This is a genomic window from Cyclobacterium xiamenense, from assembly GCF_042140265.1.
Classification (GTDB): domain Bacteria; phylum Bacteroidota; class Bacteroidia; order Cytophagales; family Cyclobacteriaceae; genus Cyclobacterium; species Cyclobacterium xiamenense_A.
This window is the reverse complement of sequence record NZ_CP159481.1, coordinates 3,961,985-3,985,476: the sequence shown is the minus strand read 5'-3', so window position 1 is coordinate 3,985,476 and position 23,492 is coordinate 3,961,985. Positions and strand designations below refer to the sequence as shown.

Genomic DNA, 23,492 nt, shown 5'->3' with positions numbered 1-23,492 from the left:
AGTTTATTTCGAAAGGAAAACGGAATCCCCCGCGACGCCCAATGGAGCTTTCGGGTGGTTTTCAACGTACCGCTCTATCTTTTCCTTCACCTCGGAGGGGCTGGAGTCGGAATTTATCTCCGGAGCAGCCTGCAGGTAGTCCAATACGGCAGCTTTCAATGCTGCCTCTCTGTCTGCTTCCCGGGTGGTAATGAATTTGAACCCGGAGTAAAACGTATTGGGAATGCTTTTTCGCTGTAAAAACCGAATCAATTCCTGTTCGTCGATTTCACCCGTAGGAAATTCCGGACTTTGGCTAAAAACCTGTCGTAGTTGAGGTCCCAGAAATGCCACCAGCTCTCTGAGATGGGCCGCTTTGCTTCCCACATAGCTACTCAGTAACAGAATCCGCGCGGGAAGACGTTCTTTTCCAGCATATTGCTGTTCCGGAAGCGTCAGCCAACTGATAAAAAAAGTAGTGGAAAGGGACTTTCGGTAGGTTTCCTGATAGATCTTAAGGTCTTTACGGTATTCCGACAGCAGCCCGTTCACGTAGGGGATGTTTTTTTCATCCAAAGTAACGGTAACGGTTAGGCCTTTGTGGACAGTAGACATAGAAAAAGCATCTATTTTTACACAATATATTCATTATGATTTATGAAATGAAACCATTTGTACTTATTTTCTATGTAAAACACCTGTTTTTTCAAAGAATATTTTTTGCCAGCTGGCGATTACCGGTAAGCGGTCGTTTTTCCGGTGCAGAGAATGAGGATCATCTGCTTGCTTTTTCGTCCATTGCTACCAAAAATCGAATAATTTGATTTATTTTATGAAATTCCCAGTAAACGTTAAACCGACCCAAAATGAAACACCTTACCTATTGTCTCTTTTTTCTGTATTTGGTTTCCTGCCAGTCTGCCAAGAAAGACCTGCCTCCCCCGAATATTCTATGGATTACGAGCGAGGACAACAGTCCCTTTGCCGGTTGTTACGGGGATACGTTTGCGACCACACCAAACATGGACGCGCTGGCCGCATCGGGATTTTTATACACCCATGCCTATGCAAATGCGCCGGTCTGTGCACCCACCCGAAATACCATTTTAACCGGCGTGTATGCCAATTCGGGTGGACACCAACACATGCGTAGCTATAACGACAAATCCGAGGTGGTGGGCTTTTATCCCCGAATGCTTCGGGAGGCGGGGTACTACTGCACCAATAATTCCAAAGAAGACTACAACATCAACCCGGAGCAAAATGCGCACATCTGGGACGAGTCCAGCCGTACGGCCCACTACCGCAACCGGCCGGAAGGAAAGCCCTTTTTTGCGGTTTTCAATTCGACCATTTCGCACGAAAGCTCCATTCACAAGTCCATCCCTTCAGAAGAGCTGCGGCACAAGCCCGAGGACGTGACCTTGCCGCCTTACCATCCGGATACCCCCGAAATGCGGCACGATTGGGCCCAGTATTACGATAAAATCGAAGACATGGACCAGGTGATCGGCGAGCTGCTGCAGGAACTGGAGGAAAGCGGTGAAGCAGAAAATACCATCGTATTTTACTACGGAGACCATGGGGGGGTGCTGGCCCGAAGCAAACGCTACGTGTACGAATCCGGTACCCGCGTGCCCTTTATCGTACGTATACCTGAAAAATACAAACACCTGTATCCTGCCGAAAAACCGGGTTCCGAGGTGGACCGGCTGATCAGTTTTGTGGACCTCGTGCCCACTTTGCTGAGCCTAACCGGCCAGGAAATACCGGAATATTTACAAGGAAACGCCTTTTTGGGAGAACAAAAAACGGATGATCCGGAATACGCCTTTATGTTTCGGGGCAGGATGGACGAGCGGTACGACATGAGCCGATCCGCCCGAGACAGCAAGTACCGCTACATTCGAAATTACATGCCTTACCGGGTATACGGCCAGTTTTTGGAATACCTTTGGCGAGCTCCCTCCATTCGGTCCTGGGAAGCCGCCTACCAGGCCGGAGAATGCAATGAAGTGCAATCCAGGTTCTGGAATACCAAACCGGCAGAAGAACTCTACGATACCGAAAACGATCCCTGGGAAGTGAATAATCTGGCAGCGGATCCGCAGTACGCCGAGGTATTGGAGCGCATGCGGTCCGCTACCCGCGACTGGATGCTGGAAATCAACGATACGGGCTTTATTCCGGAGGCAGAACTGATTGACCGTACCGCCGAAACAACTGCGTACGACTACATGAGAACCTCCGGCATTGATCTGAATGAACTGGTTGACGGTGCCAATCTGGCCTCGAACCCAAGGAAAGGAGACATTCCTTTTTTGCAGGAGATGCTGGCCAGCGAAGAGCCTGCCATCCGGTATTGGGGGGCAACGGGGTTATTGATACTTGGGACCGAGGCGAAAGAAGCCGAAGAGGCGTTACGGACCGCCCTGGCGGATGCGTCTCCGAATGTAAAGGTGGTGGCCGCCGAAGCCATGTACCGGCTGGGAAATACCGAACAGGGACTACAGGCCCTTTACGAGGTGCTGGAAACCCCCAATTCATTTGCCCGTACCCATGCATTGAATGCCATTGACTGCATCGAAGACAGCGCTTCTTCCACCCAGCAGGCGGTGCTGGACATGATCGGTAGGGTGGGTGAGTTTAACCGGAGTCATTACGATCTTCGGGCAGCCAAAGGTCTCCTGACAAAATGGGGGGTGGATCCCCAGGACCATGGCTACGATATGGATTGGTAAGTCATGAAACGAAGGAAATTTATTTCCCGGCTGGGTGCCGGTTCCTCACTTTTCCTGTTTGGATCGGCCGGTGAGAAAAAGCGTGCATTTATTTTGCCGCCGTTTTCTTACCGGCAACCTACCGATTTTCCGGAGGTACTTAACCAGCAAGGGCAATTCCAGCTGCGACTGGAAATCCGCACCCTGACAGAGGTAGCTCCTCAGCCGGTGCTTTTGGAGGTAACAGCGCCTGGGTCCCAATTAAACCGGGTGATAGCCTATCCCTTTGCAAACAAGCCGGCTACCATAGCGGCAGATAAACGCAAGTTTCGCTTTTCGGTGGGGAAAGCATATCCTTTTGTCTTTGCCGTATGGATCGATCGCCCAAAACCCGGCACCAGGGTTCGCCTGGTACTGAATGGAGAACCCTGTGAATTCTCCCTGGAGACATTGGTACAGGAACAGCAGCTGTTCTTTGTAGCGGATGAAGGCATACAACTCCATTGCAACTACCTTTTGGATAAGGAAATTGGCGTTTTGGAACCGGCGAGACTCGGGATCGCACCGCCTCAGCGGCAGTTTTCCTTTGCGGTGGTCGCAGATCCACAGGGGGGAATCCGACCATCCCAGAGGCTCATCCCACCCGAATGAAGATCCACAATGCATTTTTTTCGGATAGCATCAACCGGGTCAATGCGCTTTCCCCAAAGCCGGCCTTTACCCTGGTGCTGGGCGATGTGGTCGACAACCAGGGGGAGGTGGCCCATTTTGAAGCGATGCATGCGTACCTGAAGCAGATTGAGACACCGGTGCTCTATGCGATTGGGAATCACGAAACCCGCTACCGGGCTACGTTCACACCGGGGTACCGCATGGAGGAGTTTGATAACTTTTTCCGTGCACAAAAAGCCATGAACGGAATGGAATGGTTGCTCTATAGTTTTGACCTGGGGGACTGGCATTTTATTGTGTGGCCGGATCCCCTGCGCAGTAATTTTTTTGAAACCCACCCGCATTATTTTGACTGGCTGGAGCAAGATTTGGAACGAAACAAAGAAAAGCCGACGTTGTTTTTTCAACACGTACCCGCGCAGCCAATAGGCATCGATCCCCTGATCAATTATGCCGAATCGGTGGCGGTAAAACGAATGGTATTGGATACCCTGGCCCGCCACGGCAATGTCCGGTACATTTTTAGTGGTCATGTACACATTCCCATCCGGGCTTCACTAAAAACAGCGAGGCAATACAAGGGGATGCGGCTGATCAATTTACCTGCTGCGGGTTACCGCGCCCGGGGATTTGGAGAAGAAGAAGTAAACGGTGGACCTTCCCAGGGTATCCTGGTAGTAGAGATCAATGGAAAAGACTGCCGGGTCTTCTTTAAGACGGTCACGGAAGAAGTATATCCCTACCCGGAAAACCTCCCTTCGTTTGACGAGCGGGAATATCCCCTATGGCTGAAGTACAAGTGGGAGTTGGATGCATTCCCGGATGTCAAAAACGGAGATTTTTCCGCTGGCTTGGATTCCTGGAATACCCGGTACGTGTACCGGGAAGACGAAACCCCTTCCAACCGAATGGAGGTTCGGGATTTTCAGGGATATCGGGCGCTGTACCTGTTTTCCTCCAAACGAAGGTATCACATACCGGGACAGGACCGGCTGCCCCAGAGCATCAACCACCTATGCCAGGCCCTGCAGGTGGGTAGAGAGCCATTTCTGATTCAATTGGACTATTGTCTGGACAAGGAAAGTACCGGGCAAACGGATGCCTGGGCGGGAGGGTTTGTGTGGCTGGAGGGCTTTCAGGGTAGCGTCAAATTGCTCAACCTTGCTTATTGGGTGGGCAGGGGATACGGCCAGCTATCCGACCGTTTTTCCGATAGTAGTGACGTTCCACTGTTGCATTACCAGCTTCCAGCTCCGGATGAGTACTGGCGAAGCGCGCATCTCAACTGGATGCAGGATTACAAGGGGCTGGGCATGGACCTATCGGGGCTTGATCGACTGGTAATTAACCTGGGTACTTGGCACATCAACGATGGAAATAGCCCCGGATTTGGGTTTTATCTTACCAAACTAAAGCGCCTGTCCGGGTCCGGACCCTCAGTAGCGGGAGGGAACGGGATCCAGCCCATGCCCGACGAGGCCCTGTGGCGGATGAATAAATACGAGCCATTTGTACACATAGCCGGGGAACACCGGTACATTCGTTCTACCCAATCCATCCATCCATGAAAATCCATTTCCAACTTTTATCGCTAGTTGTTTTTATCGGGTTTGCCTGTCGCCAGGAGGCCTCAGTGGAGGTTCGTTCGCTGACTACCAATCATGTGGACCGCCCCCTGGGTTTGGAGGAAACCCCAATCTTTGGCTGGCAAATCCAGGAGCCAAATGGTTTCAATCAACAGGCCTACCGGCTCTTGCTGGCCTCCCATCCAGATAGTCTGGAATCCGGAACGGCCGATATCTGGGATTCCCAAAAAGTTATTTCCGGAAGATCTCAGGGTTTAAAATACCCGGCAGCCTTGCCCGAAGGTGGAACGCGTGTGTATTGGAATGTACAGGTTTGGGATCAGGCCGGCCGTACGGCTGTCAGCGAACCTTCCTGGTTTGAAATGGGATTGATGGAGGAAGCGCATTGGAAGGCGGTTTGGATCACGCACCTGGAGGAGGATGGTGACGTTCCCCCCCTGACCGCGGCTCCTTACTTTCGAAAGTCATTTGACTTACCTGGCCCCATACAGTCCGCCAGGCTGTACATCGCCGGCTTGGGTTACCACGAAGCGGTAATCAATGGGCAAAAGGTGGGAGATCATGAGCTGGATCCGGCCATGACGCGGTACGACAAACGGGTCAAATACCTGGTACACGATGTAAGTGCCTTGCTTCACCCGGGTGAAAATGCGATTGGTGTCGTCTTGGGAAATGGCTGGTACAATCAACATACGCGGGAGGCCTGGAACTTTGATCAAGCACCCTGGCGGGATTCTCCGGCGCTCAGGGCCCAGCTAAAGGTAGTGGATACGGCCGGTAAGGAATATTGGATAACCACCGGAGCGGACTGGAAATTCAGTCTGGATGGGCCGATAATTTTTGACGGGGTGCACAATGGAGAAAGCTATGATGCCAGGAAAGAAATGCAGGGATGGGCAGCCCCCGGATTTGCAGACGATTCCTGGCACCCTGCGCATGAAATTTCAGGTCCGAAAGGAAAGATGTCTGCTCAACTGATGCCACCCATCAGGCAAGTCCAATCACTGAAAGCAGTACATCAATGGGAAGTCAATGACAGTACCCTGATGCTTGACTTTGGGCAAAACCTTACCGGATGGGCCGATATCCGGGTAAATGGACCCGCCGGACCCCGGGTCAAAATGAGATACGGTGAGCGCATTTATCCCGACAGCACACTGGATGTGGAGGAACTCAGCCGTTTCATCTGGACCGGGGACACCCAAACGGACAGGTATTATTTAAAAGGAGCGGGTGAAGAATCCTGGCATCCCATTTTTACCTACCAGGGATTTCAGTATGTAGAAGTGACACGCAGTGATCCGAAAATAGAAATCCTGGATATACGGGCCGATGTGGTTCACACCGATCTCCCCAGGAAGGGGTACTTCAGAAGTTCCAATGCCCTTTTCAATCAGCTTCAGGAAAATTTTGACTGGTCTTTTTTAGGTAATTACCATGGATATCCTACCGATTGTCCGCATCGGGAAAAGATGGGCTGGTCCGGAGATGCCCTGTTGGTGGCGGAAACAGGCTTGTATAATTTTGACCTGACCCGGGCGTACCTCAAGTGGATCGATGACTTCGTGGACGAACAGCGGCCAAGCGGAGATCTGCCGGGGATCATCCCTACCAGTGGCTGGGGCTACACCTATAAACAAAGTGAAGATCCGGAGCGGGGATATGGACCCCAGTGGGAAGGAGCCTTTATGGAAATTCCCTGGCAATTGTATCGGTTTACAGGAGATTCTTCGATTATCCGGAAATACTACCCGGCATTAAAGAAATATGTGGACTACCTGAATGCCCATTCGGATGGATACCTCTTAAATTTTGGTATCGATGACCACAAGCAGCTGGAAAACAATACCCAGGGACCCTTCCTCGCCTCCGCCTTTTTTTACTATTTCAGCGATATGCTTGGCCAAATGGCAGCGATTGCCGGGGAGCCGCAGGACGGGAAGATCTATGCCGATCTCGCCGAAAGGATACAGAAGGCCTTTCATTCCCGGTATTACGATCGGGAACAAGGAACCTACGATCACGGGGGGCAAGCGGCGCAGGCGGTTCCCTTGTTTGTTGGGCTGGTAGAAAAAGATCAGGAAGCGGCTGTTCTGGCCGGTTTGTTACAAGCCATTGCAGCAAAAGGCGGGCATATCGATGCAGGAGTAGTGGGTACCAAGTCTATTCTCCATGTATTGATGGATTACAAGCAGGATAAGATATTGTATGAAATGGCCAATAAGCGTACGTTTCCCGGTTGGGGGTATTGGGTAGACGAATTGGGAGCCACCACACTTTTTCAGAATTGGGACGGATCGCAATCCAGAAATCACATCATGTTTGGGAGTATTGGGGACTATTTTTACAAGGGCCTGGCCGGTATCCGTCCCCTCCAGCAGTATCCGGGATTTAAGAAAGTGCTGATCCAACCGGATTTCAACAATGCGTTGGAATGGGTGGAGGCCGGGCATCAATCGCCCTACGGCTGGATCCGATCTCATTGGAAAAAGGATGGGGAAGGCATTACCCTGGAACTGGACATACCGGCAAATACCTCTGCGGAGATCCGTTTGCCGAAGGAGCTGGCAGAAGGCTTGCGTTTGAACGAAACGCAGGTGGCCGCTGCCGACTTGTTTGGGAATACCGATACCCCCGGCCCCTACACCGGGCTGCAGGTGGGTAGTGGAAGGCATGTGCTGGAGTTTTGAATGAGCTGCAACCGGGCCGTGCCATACTACCGCTCTTCTTTCTGGACCATTACTATTTTTTTGCCCCCGGGCTTAAGGCAATGAAAGCCGATACGTGCAAAGAACGTACAACAGCATTGATTTTTGGATAATTAGTTGGAGTTTCTTTGATGAAAGCTAATCCATTGGAGTAGGGGAGTCCTGGTAATTTTGGGTTCTTCTGGACTCCATTTACGGGTTTCTTTGTCTCCTTTTCCGTTGCCAGGACCCTTAAAAAAGTGGCAGAAAAACCATGGCGAATGAGTTTGAAGCCAAAAAAGGATTTGTGTATTCGATCCCCTTTTATAAAAGCTAACGGGAAGGGGTTTGCATTGGTGACAGCAGCTGGCTTATGGAATACATTTTTGAAAAAAAGAAAGGAGATAATCTTTGGTAGTTTGTAGGTATTTCCTGACTTTTCTTTAAATTTAAAACCGAATACCTTATTTAATCCAACATGTCTGCGCCTTATCCCAACCACCCAACGGTCGTTCGTGCCAAGGAAAAAGCGACCGATCGTCCGTCCGATTCGGTACTCTGGGATCAGTTTCGAAAGGGCAGCGATGCAGCCTTTATACAGATATACGAGTACCATTTTGATGCGTTATTTTCCTACGGTATGCGCCTGACGCAAGATGAGTCGCTGACCCAGGACGGGATACATGATGTCTTTTTTGATTTGAGAGAACTCCGTAAGAAACTGGGGCCGACGGATCATATCCGGTTTTACCTGCTAAAGTGTCTGAAACGCAAGTTGTACAAGCAACAAGAGCGATGGGACCATCGCCGCTCGCAATTTTCCGGAGAGGATGGTTTTGGATTTGAGTTGTCCCACGAACAGGTGCTGATAGACCAACAGTTGGATGCGGAACGAATCAAGCAGCTTAACCGGGCCATTGCCGAATTAAGTCCCCGAAAGAAAGAGATTATTTACTATTTTTATTACGAAGGCCTGAGCTACGCCGAAATCCGTGAATTGATGGGGCTTGACAGCGACCACACCACCCGCAACCTGATGTACAAGGCGCTGGGTTTTTTGCGGAAAGCCCTGCAATAGTTATCCTGTAAGAGGTCCTTTCGAATGATATCTTAGTCAGAAAAGCCCGTTTTGGCTGGTTTCACCATTTTTTCAGCGCGAGTCGGTGTACCGGCCCATCTCCCCTCCTAAAAACCAGCAGCCGGCTGGAGGGAGGTGATTTTTCCAATCACATCTTTGATTCCAATACGAGATTTTCACCCATCTAAAAATAGTTTGAAAAAATACAGATTTTTTGGGTGTTGTTTTGCTTCTTCTTTGCATTTACAGAAAAGAAGGAAAAAGAAGTACATGAAAACCAAAGAGGATTTTTTGACGGATCCGGAATTTGTTGCCTGGGTAAAGCATCCCAATCCGCAGTTGGATCGGTATTGGTCCAATTGGATGGCAGCCAATCCCGGGCAGGTGGGGGAGTTAAAGTTGGCCAGAGAAATCTTACTTCGGGTTCAGTATCCAACCTATCAGGTACCCAAAGGCGCCCGGGAGGAGGTCTTGCAACAGTTACTTCGAGAACCGGAGCGACTCGGGAAGCGGAAATCCACGGCCCGTGAAAATAACACCGGATGGGGTTGGCAACCGGCCGGGCAATTTTACCGCACCGCGGCCATACTGCTATTTGCTTTTGGCTTGGGTTGGTTGCTTACGTCCGTGGAGGAGTCCTTACCGGATGGGGTAGTTGCCGAAATGTACTGGGTTGAAAAGACGACTCAGCCCGGAGAAAAATTACAGTTGACCCTGGGAGATGGCAGTCGGATTTGGTTAAATGCCAATAGTCGACTTGTTTTTCCAGAAAAATTTGACCCGTCGGAACGCACCGTAAGATTGATCGGCGAGGCTTATTTTGAGGTAGAAAAGGACAGTTTACGGCCCTTTCATGTAGAAACCAACGGATTGGTGACGACGGTATTGGGCACCAGCTTCAATATAGCCAACAGAGAAGGATTCGAAATAGCCATCTCTCTGGTCTCCGGGGCCGTGAAGGTAACGGAGAAAACCTCGGCCGACCCGGTGATACTGGCGCCGGGGGAGGCCTTGCACCACGATGCAGGCTCAGGAGCGCAACGTGTTGGGTATTTTGATCCGAAAGTAGTGTTGGGCTGGAAAGAAGGGTGGATCCGGTTTGATCAGGCCTCGGTCAACGAGGTGCTTCAAACGCTGGAAAATTGGTATGGAGTGGAATTTCGGGTTAAGGGTTCGAGACCTGTTGGCTGGGAGTTTTCCGGAGAATACAAGGAGCAGACCCTGGAGGAGGTGTTGCGTAGTATGGCTTATGTGCAAAACTTCCGATACGATATAGAGGGAAAAGTAGTTCACTTAAAATTTTAAAAAATGGTATACATACATGCTCCATAAAAAAGCCGGTTGGGTTAAACCAACCGGCAACAGGCTGGTCTGATGATGGTGCACATTGGGGAATGGGGCCATCAAGAGACCAGGCTTACTGAAATCAACTTTCAATAAACATATAAAACTATGAAAAATTATTTACTAAAGACAATACTTATGTTGTCGAAAGGCTTTTTATATGGCTTGATTTTACAAATCTTACTGGTCAATTTTACCAGCATCATGCAGGCCAAGGGCCAATACAAGCGTATTGAGGAGGTGACCATTCACTTATCTGCCCAAACGCTTAGTGTCCGTCAATTTTTTAACGAAATTGAGCGAAAAACGCCTTTTAAGTTTGCCTACGACAACAAAAAGCTGGACAAGTCGCAATTGATTCATTTTGATACTCGGAATGCAACGGTGGAGGAGAGTCTGCAAGTGGCGGGGCAGCAGCTGTATTTAAGTTTCCGGCAAATGAATCATACCATTGATGTGGCGGCCCGGGGACGCTCGAAGGTGACTGTCATCGCGGATGCGTCCGTTGGACCCATCACGGGAACGGTTAGGGATGTAAGCGGGGAGCCCATCCCCGGGGCTACTGTCCTGATCGAAGGCACTTCAAATGGGACGGCTACGGATATTGACGGTAAATTCACTCTGGATGTAGAAGAAGGAGCCGTTTTATTGATTTCGTTTATCGGGTACGAGTCAAAGCGTATCGTTATAGCCAACCAAAGTACCCTGTCCATTACCCTGATTGAGGACCAGTCTTCCCTGGAAGAGATAGTGGTGGTGGGGTACGGTACACAAGAGAGAGCTAAATTAACGGGCTCCGTGGCAAGTATAAACTCGGACGATATTGATTTTATACCAACGTCCAACTTGTCGAATGTATTGGCTGGCAGGGCACCCGGCGTACAGATCGTACAATCTTCCGGATTTGCCGGTGCTCCTTCGAATATTTCTATTCGAGGCAGTGCAGCAATAGCGGGCTCTTCCCCCCTGTACGTCATAGATAATGTGATCAAAACAAGAGATGATTTTGACGCCTTGGATCCGAATGAAGTAGCAAGTGTCAGCTTCTTGAAAGACGCCGCCAGTTCCGCTATTTATGGTGCCAGAGCAGCAAATGGCGTAATTTTAGTGACCACGCGTACCGGCAATACAGGAAAGGCGGTATTCAATTACAAAAGTTTTTTTACGACTTCTCGCTCTACAAAACCCCTTCCGAGGTATACAGCTATTGACGAGTTGGAGTTTATCAATTCTCGTGCTGAAACTTTTGGTAATCCATTACCCATATCGGATGAGATTTTCCAATACTTTGAAGATAAAAATTATGAATTGAACGACTATATATGGAGAAATCCAACTTCTCAACAGCATAATTTGAGTGTAAACGGGGGGACAGACAAGTTGAGCTATTTCATGATGCTTGGAACAAATTCAGACAAGGGCTCTTTTACCAATACGGATTATTCCAGATACAATTTCAGAAGCAATGTGACGGCAAAAGTCACGGATGATTTTTCGGTTAATTTAAATATTAGTGGTAGTAAACGAGTGACCAATCGATTTTTCTGGCCCTACGACGGGGGAGGTTTAAATAATTTCGAATTGTCCGATTTTTATCGAACCACCTTCAATTGGTCGAGACTATATCCCTTCTTTGTGGATGCAAACGGAAATCCTACTACAGATACGGAAAATGGTTTTCCCATTGGTCGCGGAGCCTGGAATCCGGTACTCATGCTTGAGAATGGGAATTACCGGCGAGGCGCAGAAAACTCCATCAATGGAATCATTAAACTTGATTACGATATACCCTTTATTGATTGGTTGAGTACCTCCCTGATGGCAAATTATTCGTTTGACTCTCAGAATCAAAAGAATTTTGTGATTCACAATAAATCATTTTTGTTTCAACCGGCCTCGGCTACCAACCCCTACATTCCAGGTCCAATTGATCCAAATGAATTAAACGTGCATGCATTGTCCAGGCCGTTTGAAGGCATTGATGAAGTCGCAGTTTTTGGTGATACCTATCAGCTAAACTGGTTTTTGAACTACGATAAGAACTTCGGAAATCATAGCGTTTTAGGTACCGTGATTTATGAACAGGCAGGTTTCACCGGTAAATCTTTTTCCGGCTCTGCCAATAATCTTTTGACCAGTAGTGTGGATCAGATTTTTGCTGCCTCAAATGACACTCAGTTCCGCAATTTCAGCGGAAGTGAATCGCAGAATGCAAGACAATCCTGGATAGGCAGAGGCAGGTACGATTATATGGGCAAGTACATTGCCGAGTTTACGCTTCGCTACGACGGTAGTTATCGATTCCCGCGAGATACGCGGTGGGGTCTATTTCCCTCAGGGTCCGTTGCTTGGAGAATAAGCGATGAAGGATTCTTCGGGAGTGAGAAGATTAGTGATTTAAAGCTCCGCGCATCTGTGGGATCTACCGGAGATGATAACATTGCCCCATTTCAATTCCAAAACAATTTCGTTCCCGGAAGTGGATACGTTTTTGGTAATTCTTTGCTGAATGGAATTCGGGCAGGTACTCCACCCAACCCAAATATCACCTGGGCTAAAATGATCGCCTATGACGTTGGGTTCGATTTCGGATTGTTTAACGATCGGCTTTTTGGATCATTCGATTATTTCTATAACCACCGGTATGATTTGCTGCGACGCAGAATTCGTGTCGTACCCGGTACCTACGGTGCTCCTCTAAGTGATGAAAACTATGCGGAAATAGACGTAAGGGGCTATGAGTTTTCCATTAATTACCGTGAAAATATAGGTAATTTAAATTACTACATCGGTGCCAATATCGGTTATGCGAAAGATAAGGTCGTCTTTATCGATGAGCCCGTGGGGTTGGAGGACTGGCGCTCCGCAATTGGTCATCCAGTAAACCGGATTTTCGGTTTCAAAACCGATGGTATCATCAGGGATCAGGCCAGCCTTGACGGAATTCCCGAGGGTTTTACCCAATTCGGAAGAGACCCGATGTTAGGTGTGATTTTGTTTCAGGATATACGAGGGGTTAATAGATCAGAAGGTGCAGACGGTATCGTGGATAATAACGATCAAGACTGGCTTTCTGACAATGCAATACCAAGAATCAATTATGGAATTAACGGTGGTTTTTCCTGGAAAAATTTGTCCGTTGATTTCCTCCTCCAAGGAGTAGGCAATTATGATAAAATTGTAAAAACGCAGAATACATCTTCGGGTGGCGTGTTTCAGGTGGGTGATCGACCCTATTTTCCTCTTTGGGTCGATAGATGGAGACCCGACCGGCCAAGTGCACCTTACCCCAGGGCTGGCAACTGGGGCATGCCTGAGTTTGGTTGGGGCCCTTCTGATTTTTGGATCAGAAGCGGAGCGTATTTACGCTTAAAAAACATCAATGTCGCCTATGATTTACCTTTCGAGTGGTTGAAATCCAATAATATCAATCTCCAGTTCTTCTTCAACGGGACAAATCTCTTCGTACTCTCGCCTTTCAAAGAGTACGATCCGGAGCAGGATCGATTGGACTCGTTCCCATTGATGAAGTCCTTTACAGGTGGATTAAATGTCAGATTTTAAATGAACCTAATTATGAAGAGCTATATAAAAAATTTATGCCTTTCTTTGGTAGCAGTCGTTATCCTGGGAGGCTGTTCAGAGGACTTATTGGATGTCAAAAACCTTTCGGTTTACAATCCAGAAGACGTATGGAATGACCCAACACTGGCAAACGCGTACTTGGTTGACCTCTATGCATCTACATTTTCGGGATGGCCATTGAATGATGGCAACAATGCAGACGAGTCCGTGGGAATTCTTGGAGAGGGACAAGTGCAGACTACGAATAATGCATTCAAGCTTTGGCCTTATTCCCAGATTCGAAAAATCAATGTTTTACTTTCAGAAATCGATAATGGTCAATTGGGGAATGAGGAAAAAATGCAGATTAAGGGACAAGCGTACTTCATGAGAGCGTATCATTATTTCAGAACCGTGGTTTACCACGGCGGGGTGCCGATTATTGAAGAGCCACAGCTGTTGACAGATGATTTGCTAGTTCCGAGAAATACTACCAAAGAGTGTTTTGATTTTATTTTGGAAGATTTGGATGCCGCAATTGCCGGGTTGCCGGATCGATTTACAGGTAATGATTTAGGAAGGATCGATAAAGGAGCCGCACTGGCATTCAAAGGAAGGGTTCTTCTTTACATGGCCAGCCCGCAATTCAATCCTTCCAACCCGTACGATAATGCGTATTGGCAAGAAGCCTATCAGGCAAATTTGGAAGCCAGACAATTTTTAGAAGCTCAAGGGTATGGTTTGATGGAAAATTACAATGACATTTGGATGCAATCAGGAAATAGGGAGGTTATTCTTGCCAATATCTACGAAAACCCGGTAAAGGTAAATGGTAGAAGGGAGGATTGCGTACGGCCGCTTTCACAATCTAGAAACTGCACGGGTGGGGATCAGCCTATCTGGGACTTTGTCAGCAAATTCCCGATGAAGGACGGTTACATGCCGGGTGAATCTCCAAATTATGAATACAATTTGCAACGTTTTTGGGAAAACAGAGATCCCAGGTTCTATGACATCGTCGTTTACAACGGGGCCATCTATGAACTCGGGGGAAATCCGGATAGAAGGCAATACACCGACACACAGGTCGCGGACATCAATGATGGTTTCCGCCCGGGGTCGGACGGTCGCTCCGGTTTTTACACGCGAAAAGGTATCCAGGTTGAGCTTCCGGTAGCCCAGGTTGACTTGAATGACGTGGATTGGGTAGAGATTCGTTTTGCGGAAGTTTTATTCAACCTTGCCGAAGCTGCTAATGAAGTAGGTAGGCCAGATGAAGCGTTTGAAATTTTGAAATTGATCCGGCAGAGAGCGAAAATTGAAGCTGGAACAGATGGAAACTATGGACTGGCCACGGGCATGAATAGGGATCAATTAAGAGATGCGTTGTACCAGGAAAAATTCATCGAGTTCGCTTTTGAAGGAAAAAGGTTTTGGGACTTGAGAAGAGCAAGAAGACTTCATACACAAATTAATGGCATGAAAAAATACGGCTTGGTAGCGGTGTTAAAAGAAGGACTGGATCCGGTAAGTGGAGCAGATTTTTTGCCTGAGGATTTCGATTACGAGGTGACAGAGCTCTTTAGTACCGGACAGACCGAAATGTACACGCCAGAAACGTATTACTTCTTCCCCATACACCAAGATGAAATTGAAAAAAACCCTAACCTGGAGCAAAATATGGGATGGGACAATGGTACCTTTGATCCTACATTGGATTGACCCGACAAACCATTTCAGAAAGGCGTTAGTGGATTGAACAACCTTTTTCTTTGAATTAAATCAGAATGTGAAGTTATTGCGTGACCACGAATTGCATTGACCGGTGAGGGAACGCTTGATCAATCAATACCTGGGGTCCCAATAATTTCACATTTTTTATCTACACATTTAGTTTTCGGATTGGTTACGAGGCCTAGGCTTCGTGTCGTTTTTCCACGAATCAAAGCAAGGTTCAAATGTGAATAGATTTACCAATGGATTAGGTAGGTGTAGGTGTTGTGTCTTATTTTATTTGTGCCGGCTGTTACAAAGAAGTGAAAGGCAGAGTTGGAAAGCAATTCTCGGCGCCTACAGTAAAAATAGACACATAAAACGTCATTTGGTACCTACAAAAATTGATTGATCGGGGGGCAGTCTGGCCAGGTAAGATTTTAGAAAGTGATAAATAACAAGTAGCAACAATGATCAGATTATTCGTACGGATAGTGTTTTTGTACAGCATAACAGCATGCACTATTTCAAACAATCAATCCCCTCTAGAAAACGATTACTTTAAGATTTCCCTTGACAACCAGGGACAGCTAACCGAGCTTTTGGAGAAGGAATCGGGGAAAAATCTGTTGGTACCGGGGTACCGTGTTTCGTTGGTAACGATCGAGAGCGGAGGAATCGACTATCCCATTTCAAGCTGGAAACGCAATGGCGATTTTTTGACCTTTAGATTTGATGAAGTGGGGGCAGAGATGGAGATGAAGGTCAAGAGCAAGGACACGCACCTAAGCTTTGAAATCACACGATTAACGCCAGCAAAACAGATCGATAAAGTTACCTGGGGGCCGTTTCACGTGACGCCTGCCGATAAAATCGGCCAATCCATTGGAATAGCTTACGACGATATCGTTGCCGTTGGATTTATGGGGCTAAACCTAAAGAGTCGCGGGGGATACGAACAGATAAGCCGGGGTAGGTTTGGAAACGCTGCCCAAAATATTGAGGGCGGTGCGAGTTTGACGGGTTTTGTGCGCAATCGATCCGTTTTTCGTACGGTGGATAACTGGGAGCAAAAATTAGTACAAGCCGTGCCCTTACAAGACAGCGATGCCGAAATTACGGGTGCTAAATTTGCGCTGTATTGCGTCCCGGCTGCCAAGCTGAAGGCGGTAATCGAGCAGATTGTGCTGGAAGAAAAGTTGCCTCATATAAAAAATGGGGATACCTGGAATAAAATTTCCAACTACTCTACCTCTTCTAAATTCATCATGCCGTTTAATGTCAAGACTATTGACGCGTGCATAGACATTGCGAAAAGAGGAGGCATCACCTGTATTTACCATGGTAGCATTTTTGAAACTTGGGGAACCTTTAACCTACGCGAGCAAGATTTCCCAAATGGGTACGAATCGGTGCGCGAATGTTCCGATATTGCTGAAAAACACGGTATCAGCCTTGGTGCCCATACTTTAACTAATTTTATTACCACAAACGATCCCCTGGTGTCTCCCATCCCGCACCCTGAGCTGGTAACCGCTGGAATAACCGAATTGGAAAAAGATATTTCTGCGAGCGACACGGAATTGGTTTTACACGACGAAGCGGTGCGTGCAGCGTACCACGAGCCCAATTTACACAAAGTAAATCCACGTTGGCGGGAACATACCGCCGTCCGTATTGGCGACGAAATCATTGAATATGCCTATGCCACGGCCGACGGGAAGTTACTATTGAAAGAGTGTAAACGAGGAGCGTTTGGAACAAGAGCTACTGCCCATAAGAAGGGAGAGCAAGTAGCCCGATTAATGTCGCACGGCTACAAGGTATTTTTCCCAAACATTAGCCTGCAAGATGAAATGGCGAAAAATCTGGCAAATTTTTTCAACGTGGCCAATCTGAAACGCATCAGTTTCGACGGGATCGAAGGAGGACTGGCAGCTGGTCACGGCCGGTATGGAAGCGACCGTTTTGTGAAGGTCTTCTACGATCATTTGAAAAACCCGAATATAGTCGCCAATTCATCCGATGTTACTCATTTTGGATGGCACTATTTCTCAAACGAAAGCTGGGGCGAACCCTGGACATCAAAGAATTTTAGAGAGGCACATTTAGGTCATCGGATTCGGGTTCAAAAAGGACTCAAAGAAGATTTGCTACCCAGTAAAATGGGACAATTCAGCATCAATGAAAAAACCACCAAAAAAGATATGGAATGGGTGATGGGGCTTGGCGCAGGTTTCGATGCAGGAGTAGATTTTTATATAAGTCCCAATTTTTTGGAGATTAACAAAGAAGCCAACGAAATCTTGGCTGAGATCAAGAAATGGGAAGATGCACGAATGGAAGGCTCATTTACGGAAGAACAAAAAGAAAAGCTCCGCGACCCGTATACGTTTTATGGTTTGGAAGTAAACGATGGAGTAGCGCAGTTGGTTTTTATCGAATCCTGGGCGCCGGAGGAAGGAAGCACATCTGAGGAAAATGAGGTAAGTACCTTACCAGCTGCCATTTTGGTAAATAGTCCGGAGGCACCGGTTTCAGTGGATTACAAACACGTAAATCGAACCACCGAACCCGGTTTGCCAACCTCCAGTACCTGGGAATATTTTTGTGTCGGAGAAAAACAAAAGTTATCCTATGTAATTCGCCTGCCGAAAACATCCAAGGAACCAGTAAACGGTATTTACTTAAAGGTGGGCACACAAAAAGCGATCATGCCCTTTACATTAGAACCCGGAGATTACCTACTCAACGAAGGGACCCAAGCGGTCAAGCATTTTTCAGAAAATCATTCGCTTAAAAAGGAATTGATTTTTGAGCCAGCTTCCTTTACGGTAAACGAAGGCCGCAACCTGATTGAATTCGACTACAAAGGCAGTGAAACGGCTGCTGGCCCTGAGGTGATTGTAAATTTTAAAACAAGGAAATAAGATAATGAATAACATAGTAAGCGCTCTGATCGCTTTATTGGTGTGTATTTCGTGCAAAAGGGTTGATGAAATAACGATGGCTAGCCTGCTCACCGAAATGGCGGACCGCGATCAAATCACGCGTTTCCCCGAAAATGATTACCAAAGTTTGCAGGCGAGCAGTTACAACCGGGAATCAATTTCTCCGGACAAGCCTGGTTGGTTTGCAGACTCCGACGGAATCGGATTTATTCGGACCGAAGAGGTGAACGGTGAAACAGAATGGGTAATCATGGAAGACGAAGGACCCGGTGTGATTACCAAAATATGGGCGGTTTGTTTTTACTACGGGCTCAATGATACAACCGGTGCCACGATTAAATTCTATCTTGACGGCAATCCAGAGCCGGTCATAAACACTAATTTTTTCAAACTAGTCAAAGGGCAGGACTTTGTAAAACCTCCTTTTGCAGAGGAGACTGCCCGGGCAGGAAACTTGTATTTCCCGATCCCCTATGCCAAAAGTTGTAAGATAACGATGGATAAGAAATCATTTTACAACATCATTAACTATCGAAAGTATCCGAAGGGAACGCCCGTGAAAACCTTTACAAGGGAAGCGTTCGACAAGCTTGCCGGCCTACGCGGAGAAGTCGGAGCCACTCTGACGAATCCTCCACCGGCAGAAGGTAGCGAGATGGAGGACGAGCAAACCTTAAAAAAGGGAGATACCTTAAAGCTACAACTGCCGGAAGGGCAACGTGCCCTTCGTCAATTGGAAATCAAAATTCATGCGGCAGAAAATTACTCCCAGGCACTTCGTTCAATCATTCTGACCGGTGATTTCGATGGAAACACGACCGTTTGGGCCCCCATTGGCGATTTTTTTAACAACGTAGGAAAGATTCAGCCCTACGATATGTGGGAGCGCTCCGTAAAAGATGACAGTATCATGGTTTGCAGGTGGGTGATGCCTTACCGGGAAAGCGGCTCCGTCAGCCTTATAAATCTGGTTGATCAACCTGCTACCGTATCGTTGAAGATTATTCAGGATGAATACCGGTGGAACGAAAGGAGCATGCATTTTTATGCCTCCTGGCGCCACGATGCCCCGACTCCCACCTTTCCCTTGTTCGACTGGAATTTTCTGTCGGCTGAGGGGCAGGGAGTGGTTGTTGGTGATCAGTGGACGGTGCTGAACCCTACCGAAGGATGGTGGGGTGAAGGAGACGAGAAGATTTACGTAGATGAAGATTTTGACAGGAATTTCCCTTCTCATTTTGGTACCGGAACAGAGGATTACTATGGCTGGGCAGGTGGAGTGGTACCAACTCCAGCCGATCAGTTTTCCAAACCCTTCCTGGGAAATATTATCGTTGGAACCCCCCGCTCCCAGGGATACAATGTGTGCTCCCGTACGCGGGTTCTGGATGCCATCCCGTTTAATGAAAAAATTAAGTTTGATTTTGAGTCTTCTTGCGGAACCAGGCAAAGCTGGTTTTACCTGCAGTATGCCCAAACCACCTTTTGGTACGGTGTACCGGGTGTGAGGCATAACCGTCCGCCATTGCCGGATAGGGCAGCCCATGCCCTGCCTCAACTGGAGAACCTCCAATCATTAATTGAAAATGCAAAAAACGATTTGTTTGTGGTAGAGGGGGCGCTGGAAGCTGAAAACATGAACCTTTCCGGAAAGTCGGAAGCAGTCAGCGAAGGTTTCGCTGAGATTCAGGTTTGGGGAGAAACAAGCAATGGTGACTTGAAAAATTTGTGGTTTGAACGCTCCGGTGATTTTATTGAATTTACACTGACGGAACAATTTGAGCCATCAAAACTGAAAGTTGCATCAGCAGTCGGTCGGAACAGCGGCATATTTGATATTTACGTAAACGATAAAAAAATACTTACCCAAGACCTCTATTCAAATCACGCCGGAATCACAAGTCCGTATATTGACTTGGGAGAACACGATCCGGTTAACAACGCTTTTAAAGTGAAATTTGTATTTCAGGGAATAAACCCGGGAGCCCGAAAAATCGATCAAAAAGCGGCGCTGGGAGTGGATTTCTTTCTGATTAAAAATAGCTTTTTACAGCGTGAATTGTGAGTGTGCTCGTACAAATACCCCAGGGTCTGGGGGAATTTCTGGTCTTGTTCGCGCTTGCACGATTTAGGCATCAGAAAACAGCCGGTTCTTTGGGTTGATCCCGGTCGCTGTTTTTCCTTGCGGGTAGCTTAGGAGTAAAGAAGGATCAAATTTGCCGGGAGGCCGACAGCCGAATGGAACGGGATCGAGCCTTTTCGAACCCCGCAACGGTACGCTGGAAAATTCTCGATAATCCAGGGGGAGAAAAAGGAGAGGCGTGTTCAACCTAAAAAATGGCAGGGGATCGTTCCTTTTTGCCTGGTTCGCTCGGTATCCATTGGACTTCGGTTTCAGGAACCCGTGGTCTTCATCTCCTGATAGGAAGGATTGAATCGCTTGTACTCCCGGGATGGCGCCGCAGGTAACTGGTCTCAGTTCTGGACTTTTGCCTGAAAGTTTTTGCGAGATTGAGCCGATTAAAATGGAAATTCACGAGTGCCTGGTAGGAAGGAATAAGGGATTAACTGTCATTGATAGAATTAAAAAAAATGCAACGTATGAAAATAGGTATCACCATTGTTTTGATGACCACTTTTTTAAGTGCTTTCGGACAATCTGAAAACATTGATTTTCAGACCGGATCCTTCGCTGTTTCATTCAGTGGAGAAGGAATACTGACCAGTATCCGGGACAGATTCAGCGGCACAGAGTACCTTGCCGACAACCAGACTGGCCCGTTGCTAAGCATCGCGGTTAATGGGGGTATAGAAAAGCCTGTCCTGGCACTTTTGGAAGACGGCATGATGGTGCTGAAGTATACAGACAACCATGCAGAAGCTCGTATTAGCGTAGTGGAAAAGGAAGATTACCTCACCTTTGAATTAGTAGAAATCACTCCGGCCAAAAAAGTGCAACTGGTGGTTTGGGGCCCTTACCCAACCAAAATTAAGGAAACGGTTGGCGAAAGTGTCGGAGTGGTACGAAATCAGGATTTTGCAATTGGAATTCAGGCACTTAACGTAAAAACGCTGGGCGGGTATCCAGACCATGAAAACGATATTGAACCTGCATACGACATCTTTTCAACCGATAATCTAATTGATGTGGACGAATCGGTTCGCATGTTGTACCGGGGACAAACGGCCAAACATACCGATTTCGGAAGCGTCTTGCAGGCCTATTGCAGAAACAGAAATCGGGAGCGAATAATTTCCAACTGGGGACATGATCGGTATTTGGCTCCTGCGTTTGAAGATGGCGGAGTTGTTGGCTCTAAAATCGCCCTTTTTGGCTGCCCGGCCGATCGGGCACTGGATGTTATCGCAAAAATTGAGTTGGACGAAGGATTGCCTCATCCGGTTATTGACGGGGAATGGGCGAAAAAGAGTGCTAAAGCCACAGCCTCTTACCTCATCATTGGGTTTAGTGAGGAAAATCTGGATCAAGCCATTGAACTCACCAAAAAAGCAGGACTTGAATACCTTTACCACGGTGACCCTTTTGACACCTGGGGACATTTTAAACTGAATGAGAAGGCGTTTCCTGATAACTGGGAGAGCATGAGGCGTTGTGTTCAGCGTGCCGAAGAGGAGGGAATTAGGCTGGGAGTACACACCCTCTCGAATTTTATCAGTACCAACGATCCCTATGTCAGTCCGGTACCCGATGACCGTCTCGCGAAAGTTGGTGAAAGTGTGCTTACCAAATCGATCGATTCGTCCGATGAGGAGATCTTTATTGAATCCCCTGTTTTTTTTAACCAAATGAACAATAATTCCCTTCATTCGGTGGTCGTAGGAAATGAGATAATACGTTATCGGGAAGTTTCAAAAGAAAAGCCCTGGCGGTTGACTGGCTGCGTGCGGGGCGCGTTCAACACAGAGGCCGCTGCGCACGCGCAAGGGGCAAAAATCGCAAAGCTGATGGACCATGGTTACAAGGTTTTTTTAAGTAATGCCGCATTGTCCCAGGAAATTGCTGAAACAATTGCCCGTTTTTTTAATGAGACCGGACTAAGACAGCTCTCTTTTGACGGGTTGGAAGGCGTTTGGTCAACGGGTATGGGGCAATATGCCAGAAGCCTGTTCACAAAAACCTGGTATGACCATTTATCTGAAGATTTAAAAGGTAAGGTAATTAACGATGCCAGTAATCCCAGCCATTTTAACTGGCATATCAATACGCGGTACAATTGGGGTGAGCCATGGTATGCGGGATTCAGGGAAAGTCAAACCATGTACCGCTTAATGAACCAGGACTTTTACCGGAGAAATCTTCTGCCCTCCATGCTGGGCTGGTTTAGCATGAACGGACAGACCAGCGTTGAAGACGCCGAATAGTTGTTGGCGAGGGCAGCGGGATTTGATGCGGGATTTGCCTTTAACGTAGGGGTCGATGCGGTACAAAAAAATGGACAGAGCGAAGCCATTTTTAATGCCATTAAGACATGGGAAACGGCGCGCATGGCAGGTGCATTTTCTTCCGATCAGAAAAAACGCATGGAAGACATACGTAAAGAATTTCATCTGGAGCAAACAGGCGCCAACAGGTGGAATCTTTTCCCGCTTGCGGTGGAGCAATTCGTTTTTGAACAAAAAGTTCGACAACCCGGTGAACCCCTGCACAGCACCTTCGAATTCACTAATCCCTACGAGGAACAGCCCATGGTATTTTCTGCCGTTTTATTGCCTAAAGAAAATACTCCGGGAGCGAATGTCACAAAAATCGCCCTGGAGATAAATAGAACCCAGCAGGTGGAAATCCCTTTGGAAATGGAACCCTATCAAATCCTGCAACTGAACAAAGATGGTGGATTGCACCTGCTTGACAGAAACCGCAACGTCATCCGAGAAATCGACTATACTGGTATCCTACCGGCATTTAAAAACGGAATTAATGTGATCGTAGCAGATGCTGAGTTTAGTCCGGAAGGCGCTTCCAACCTCAAATTTGAATTTAGGACTGCGGGACCCGCGGAACCGGTAAGTGGTAGCAACCTTCATTAAAGCCCTTGCCCTAGCCCGGAATGGGGTTCAGAGGCCCGTCCGATGCGGTATTTGCCAGACCCAAAGCCCAGAGTGAAGAAAGGTTGGGAGGAGGCATTTGCGTTTTTATCCTTCTTCCTCCGCAAATTACTCCAAATTTTATACCCGAT

Annotated in this window: 13 protein-coding genes; 12 read left to right on the top strand and 1 reads right to left on the bottom strand. The window is 47.6% G+C overall.

The annotated features are described in order from the left end of the window. Positions 1 to 3: 3 nt before the first annotated feature. Positions 4 to 594 carry a hypothetical protein gene (locus tag ABWH99_RS16165; protein WP_375582874.1) on the bottom strand — a complete coding sequence of 197 codons (591 nt, stop codon included), beginning with the start codon at positions 592 to 594 and terminating at the stop codon, positions 4 to 6. A 251-nt stretch (positions 595 to 845) separates the two neighbouring features. Between ABWH99_RS16165 and ABWH99_RS16160 the strand changes: the two genes are divergently transcribed. From ABWH99_RS16160 to ABWH99_RS16105, 12 genes are all read left to right on the top strand, one after another. Beyond that, positions 846 to 2,720 carry a sulfatase-like hydrolase/transferase gene (locus ABWH99_RS16160; RefSeq protein ID WP_375582873.1) on the top strand — a complete coding sequence of 625 codons (1,875 nt, stop codon included), beginning with the start codon at positions 846 to 848 and terminating at the stop codon, positions 2,718 to 2,720. Positions 2,721 to 2,723: 3 nt separating this feature from the next. Next, entirely contained in the window at positions 2,724 to 3,350 is a 627-nt protein-coding gene (locus tag ABWH99_RS16155) for a hypothetical protein (RefSeq protein WP_375582872.1), read from the top strand. Further along, entirely contained in the window at positions 3,347 to 4,939 is a 1,593-nt protein-coding gene (locus ABWH99_RS16150) for a metallophosphoesterase family protein (RefSeq protein WP_375582871.1), read from the top strand. The genes ABWH99_RS16155 and ABWH99_RS16150 overlap by 4 nt, the downstream gene beginning before the upstream one ends. Beyond that, positions 4,936 to 7,647 carry a family 78 glycoside hydrolase catalytic domain gene (locus ABWH99_RS16145; protein WP_375582870.1) on the top strand — a complete coding sequence of 904 codons (2,712 nt, stop codon included), beginning with the start codon at positions 4,936 to 4,938 and terminating at the stop codon, positions 7,645 to 7,647. Before ABWH99_RS16150 ends, ABWH99_RS16145 begins: the two co-directional genes overlap by 4 nt. Positions 7,648 to 8,122: 475 nt before the next feature. Then, positions 8,123 to 8,722, top strand: coding sequence for an RNA polymerase sigma factor (locus tag ABWH99_RS16140; protein WP_375582869.1), 600 nt, complete (start codon positions 8,123 to 8,125; stop codon positions 8,720 to 8,722). Between the two features lie 270 nt (positions 8,723 to 8,992). Beyond that, positions 8,993 to 10,027 carry a FecR family protein gene (locus ABWH99_RS16135; protein ID WP_375582868.1) on the top strand — a complete coding sequence of 345 codons (1,035 nt, stop codon included), beginning with the start codon at positions 8,993 to 8,995 and terminating at the stop codon, positions 10,025 to 10,027. Positions 10,028 to 10,174: 147 nt separating this feature from the next. After that, on the top strand, positions 10,175 to 13,630 hold the full coding sequence (locus ABWH99_RS16130) for a SusC/RagA family TonB-linked outer membrane protein (protein WP_375582867.1): 3,456 nt from the start codon (positions 10,175 to 10,177) through the stop codon (positions 13,628 to 13,630). Between the two features lie 12 nt (positions 13,631 to 13,642). Further along, positions 13,643 to 15,352, top strand: a complete 1,710-nt coding sequence (locus tag ABWH99_RS16125) for a RagB/SusD family nutrient uptake outer membrane protein (protein ID WP_375582866.1) — start codon at positions 13,643 to 13,645, stop codon at positions 15,350 to 15,352. Between the two features lie 461 nt (positions 15,353 to 15,813). After that, the gene (locus ABWH99_RS16120; protein WP_375582865.1) at positions 15,814 to 18,273 is read left to right on the top strand and encodes a hypothetical protein; all 2,460 of its coding nucleotides are present in this window, start codon (positions 15,814 to 15,816) and stop codon (positions 18,271 to 18,273) included. A gap of 4 nt (positions 18,274 to 18,277) precedes the next feature. Continuing rightward, positions 18,278 to 20,359 (top strand): glycoside hydrolase family 172 protein, encoded by a 2,082-nt coding sequence (locus ABWH99_RS16115; RefSeq protein ID WP_375582864.1) that lies wholly within the window; start codon positions 18,278 to 18,280, stop codon positions 20,357 to 20,359. Between the two features lie 536 nt (positions 20,360 to 20,895). Beyond that, positions 20,896 to 22,677, top strand: a complete 1,782-nt coding sequence (locus tag ABWH99_RS16110; RefSeq protein WP_375582863.1) for a hypothetical protein — start codon at positions 20,896 to 20,898, stop codon at positions 22,675 to 22,677. Continuing rightward, positions 22,678 to 23,343: a hypothetical protein gene (locus ABWH99_RS16105; protein ID WP_375582862.1), complete on the top strand. Its 666-nt coding sequence runs from the start codon at positions 22,678 to 22,680 to the stop codon at positions 23,341 to 23,343. Positions 23,344 to 23,492: the final 149 nt, after the last annotated feature.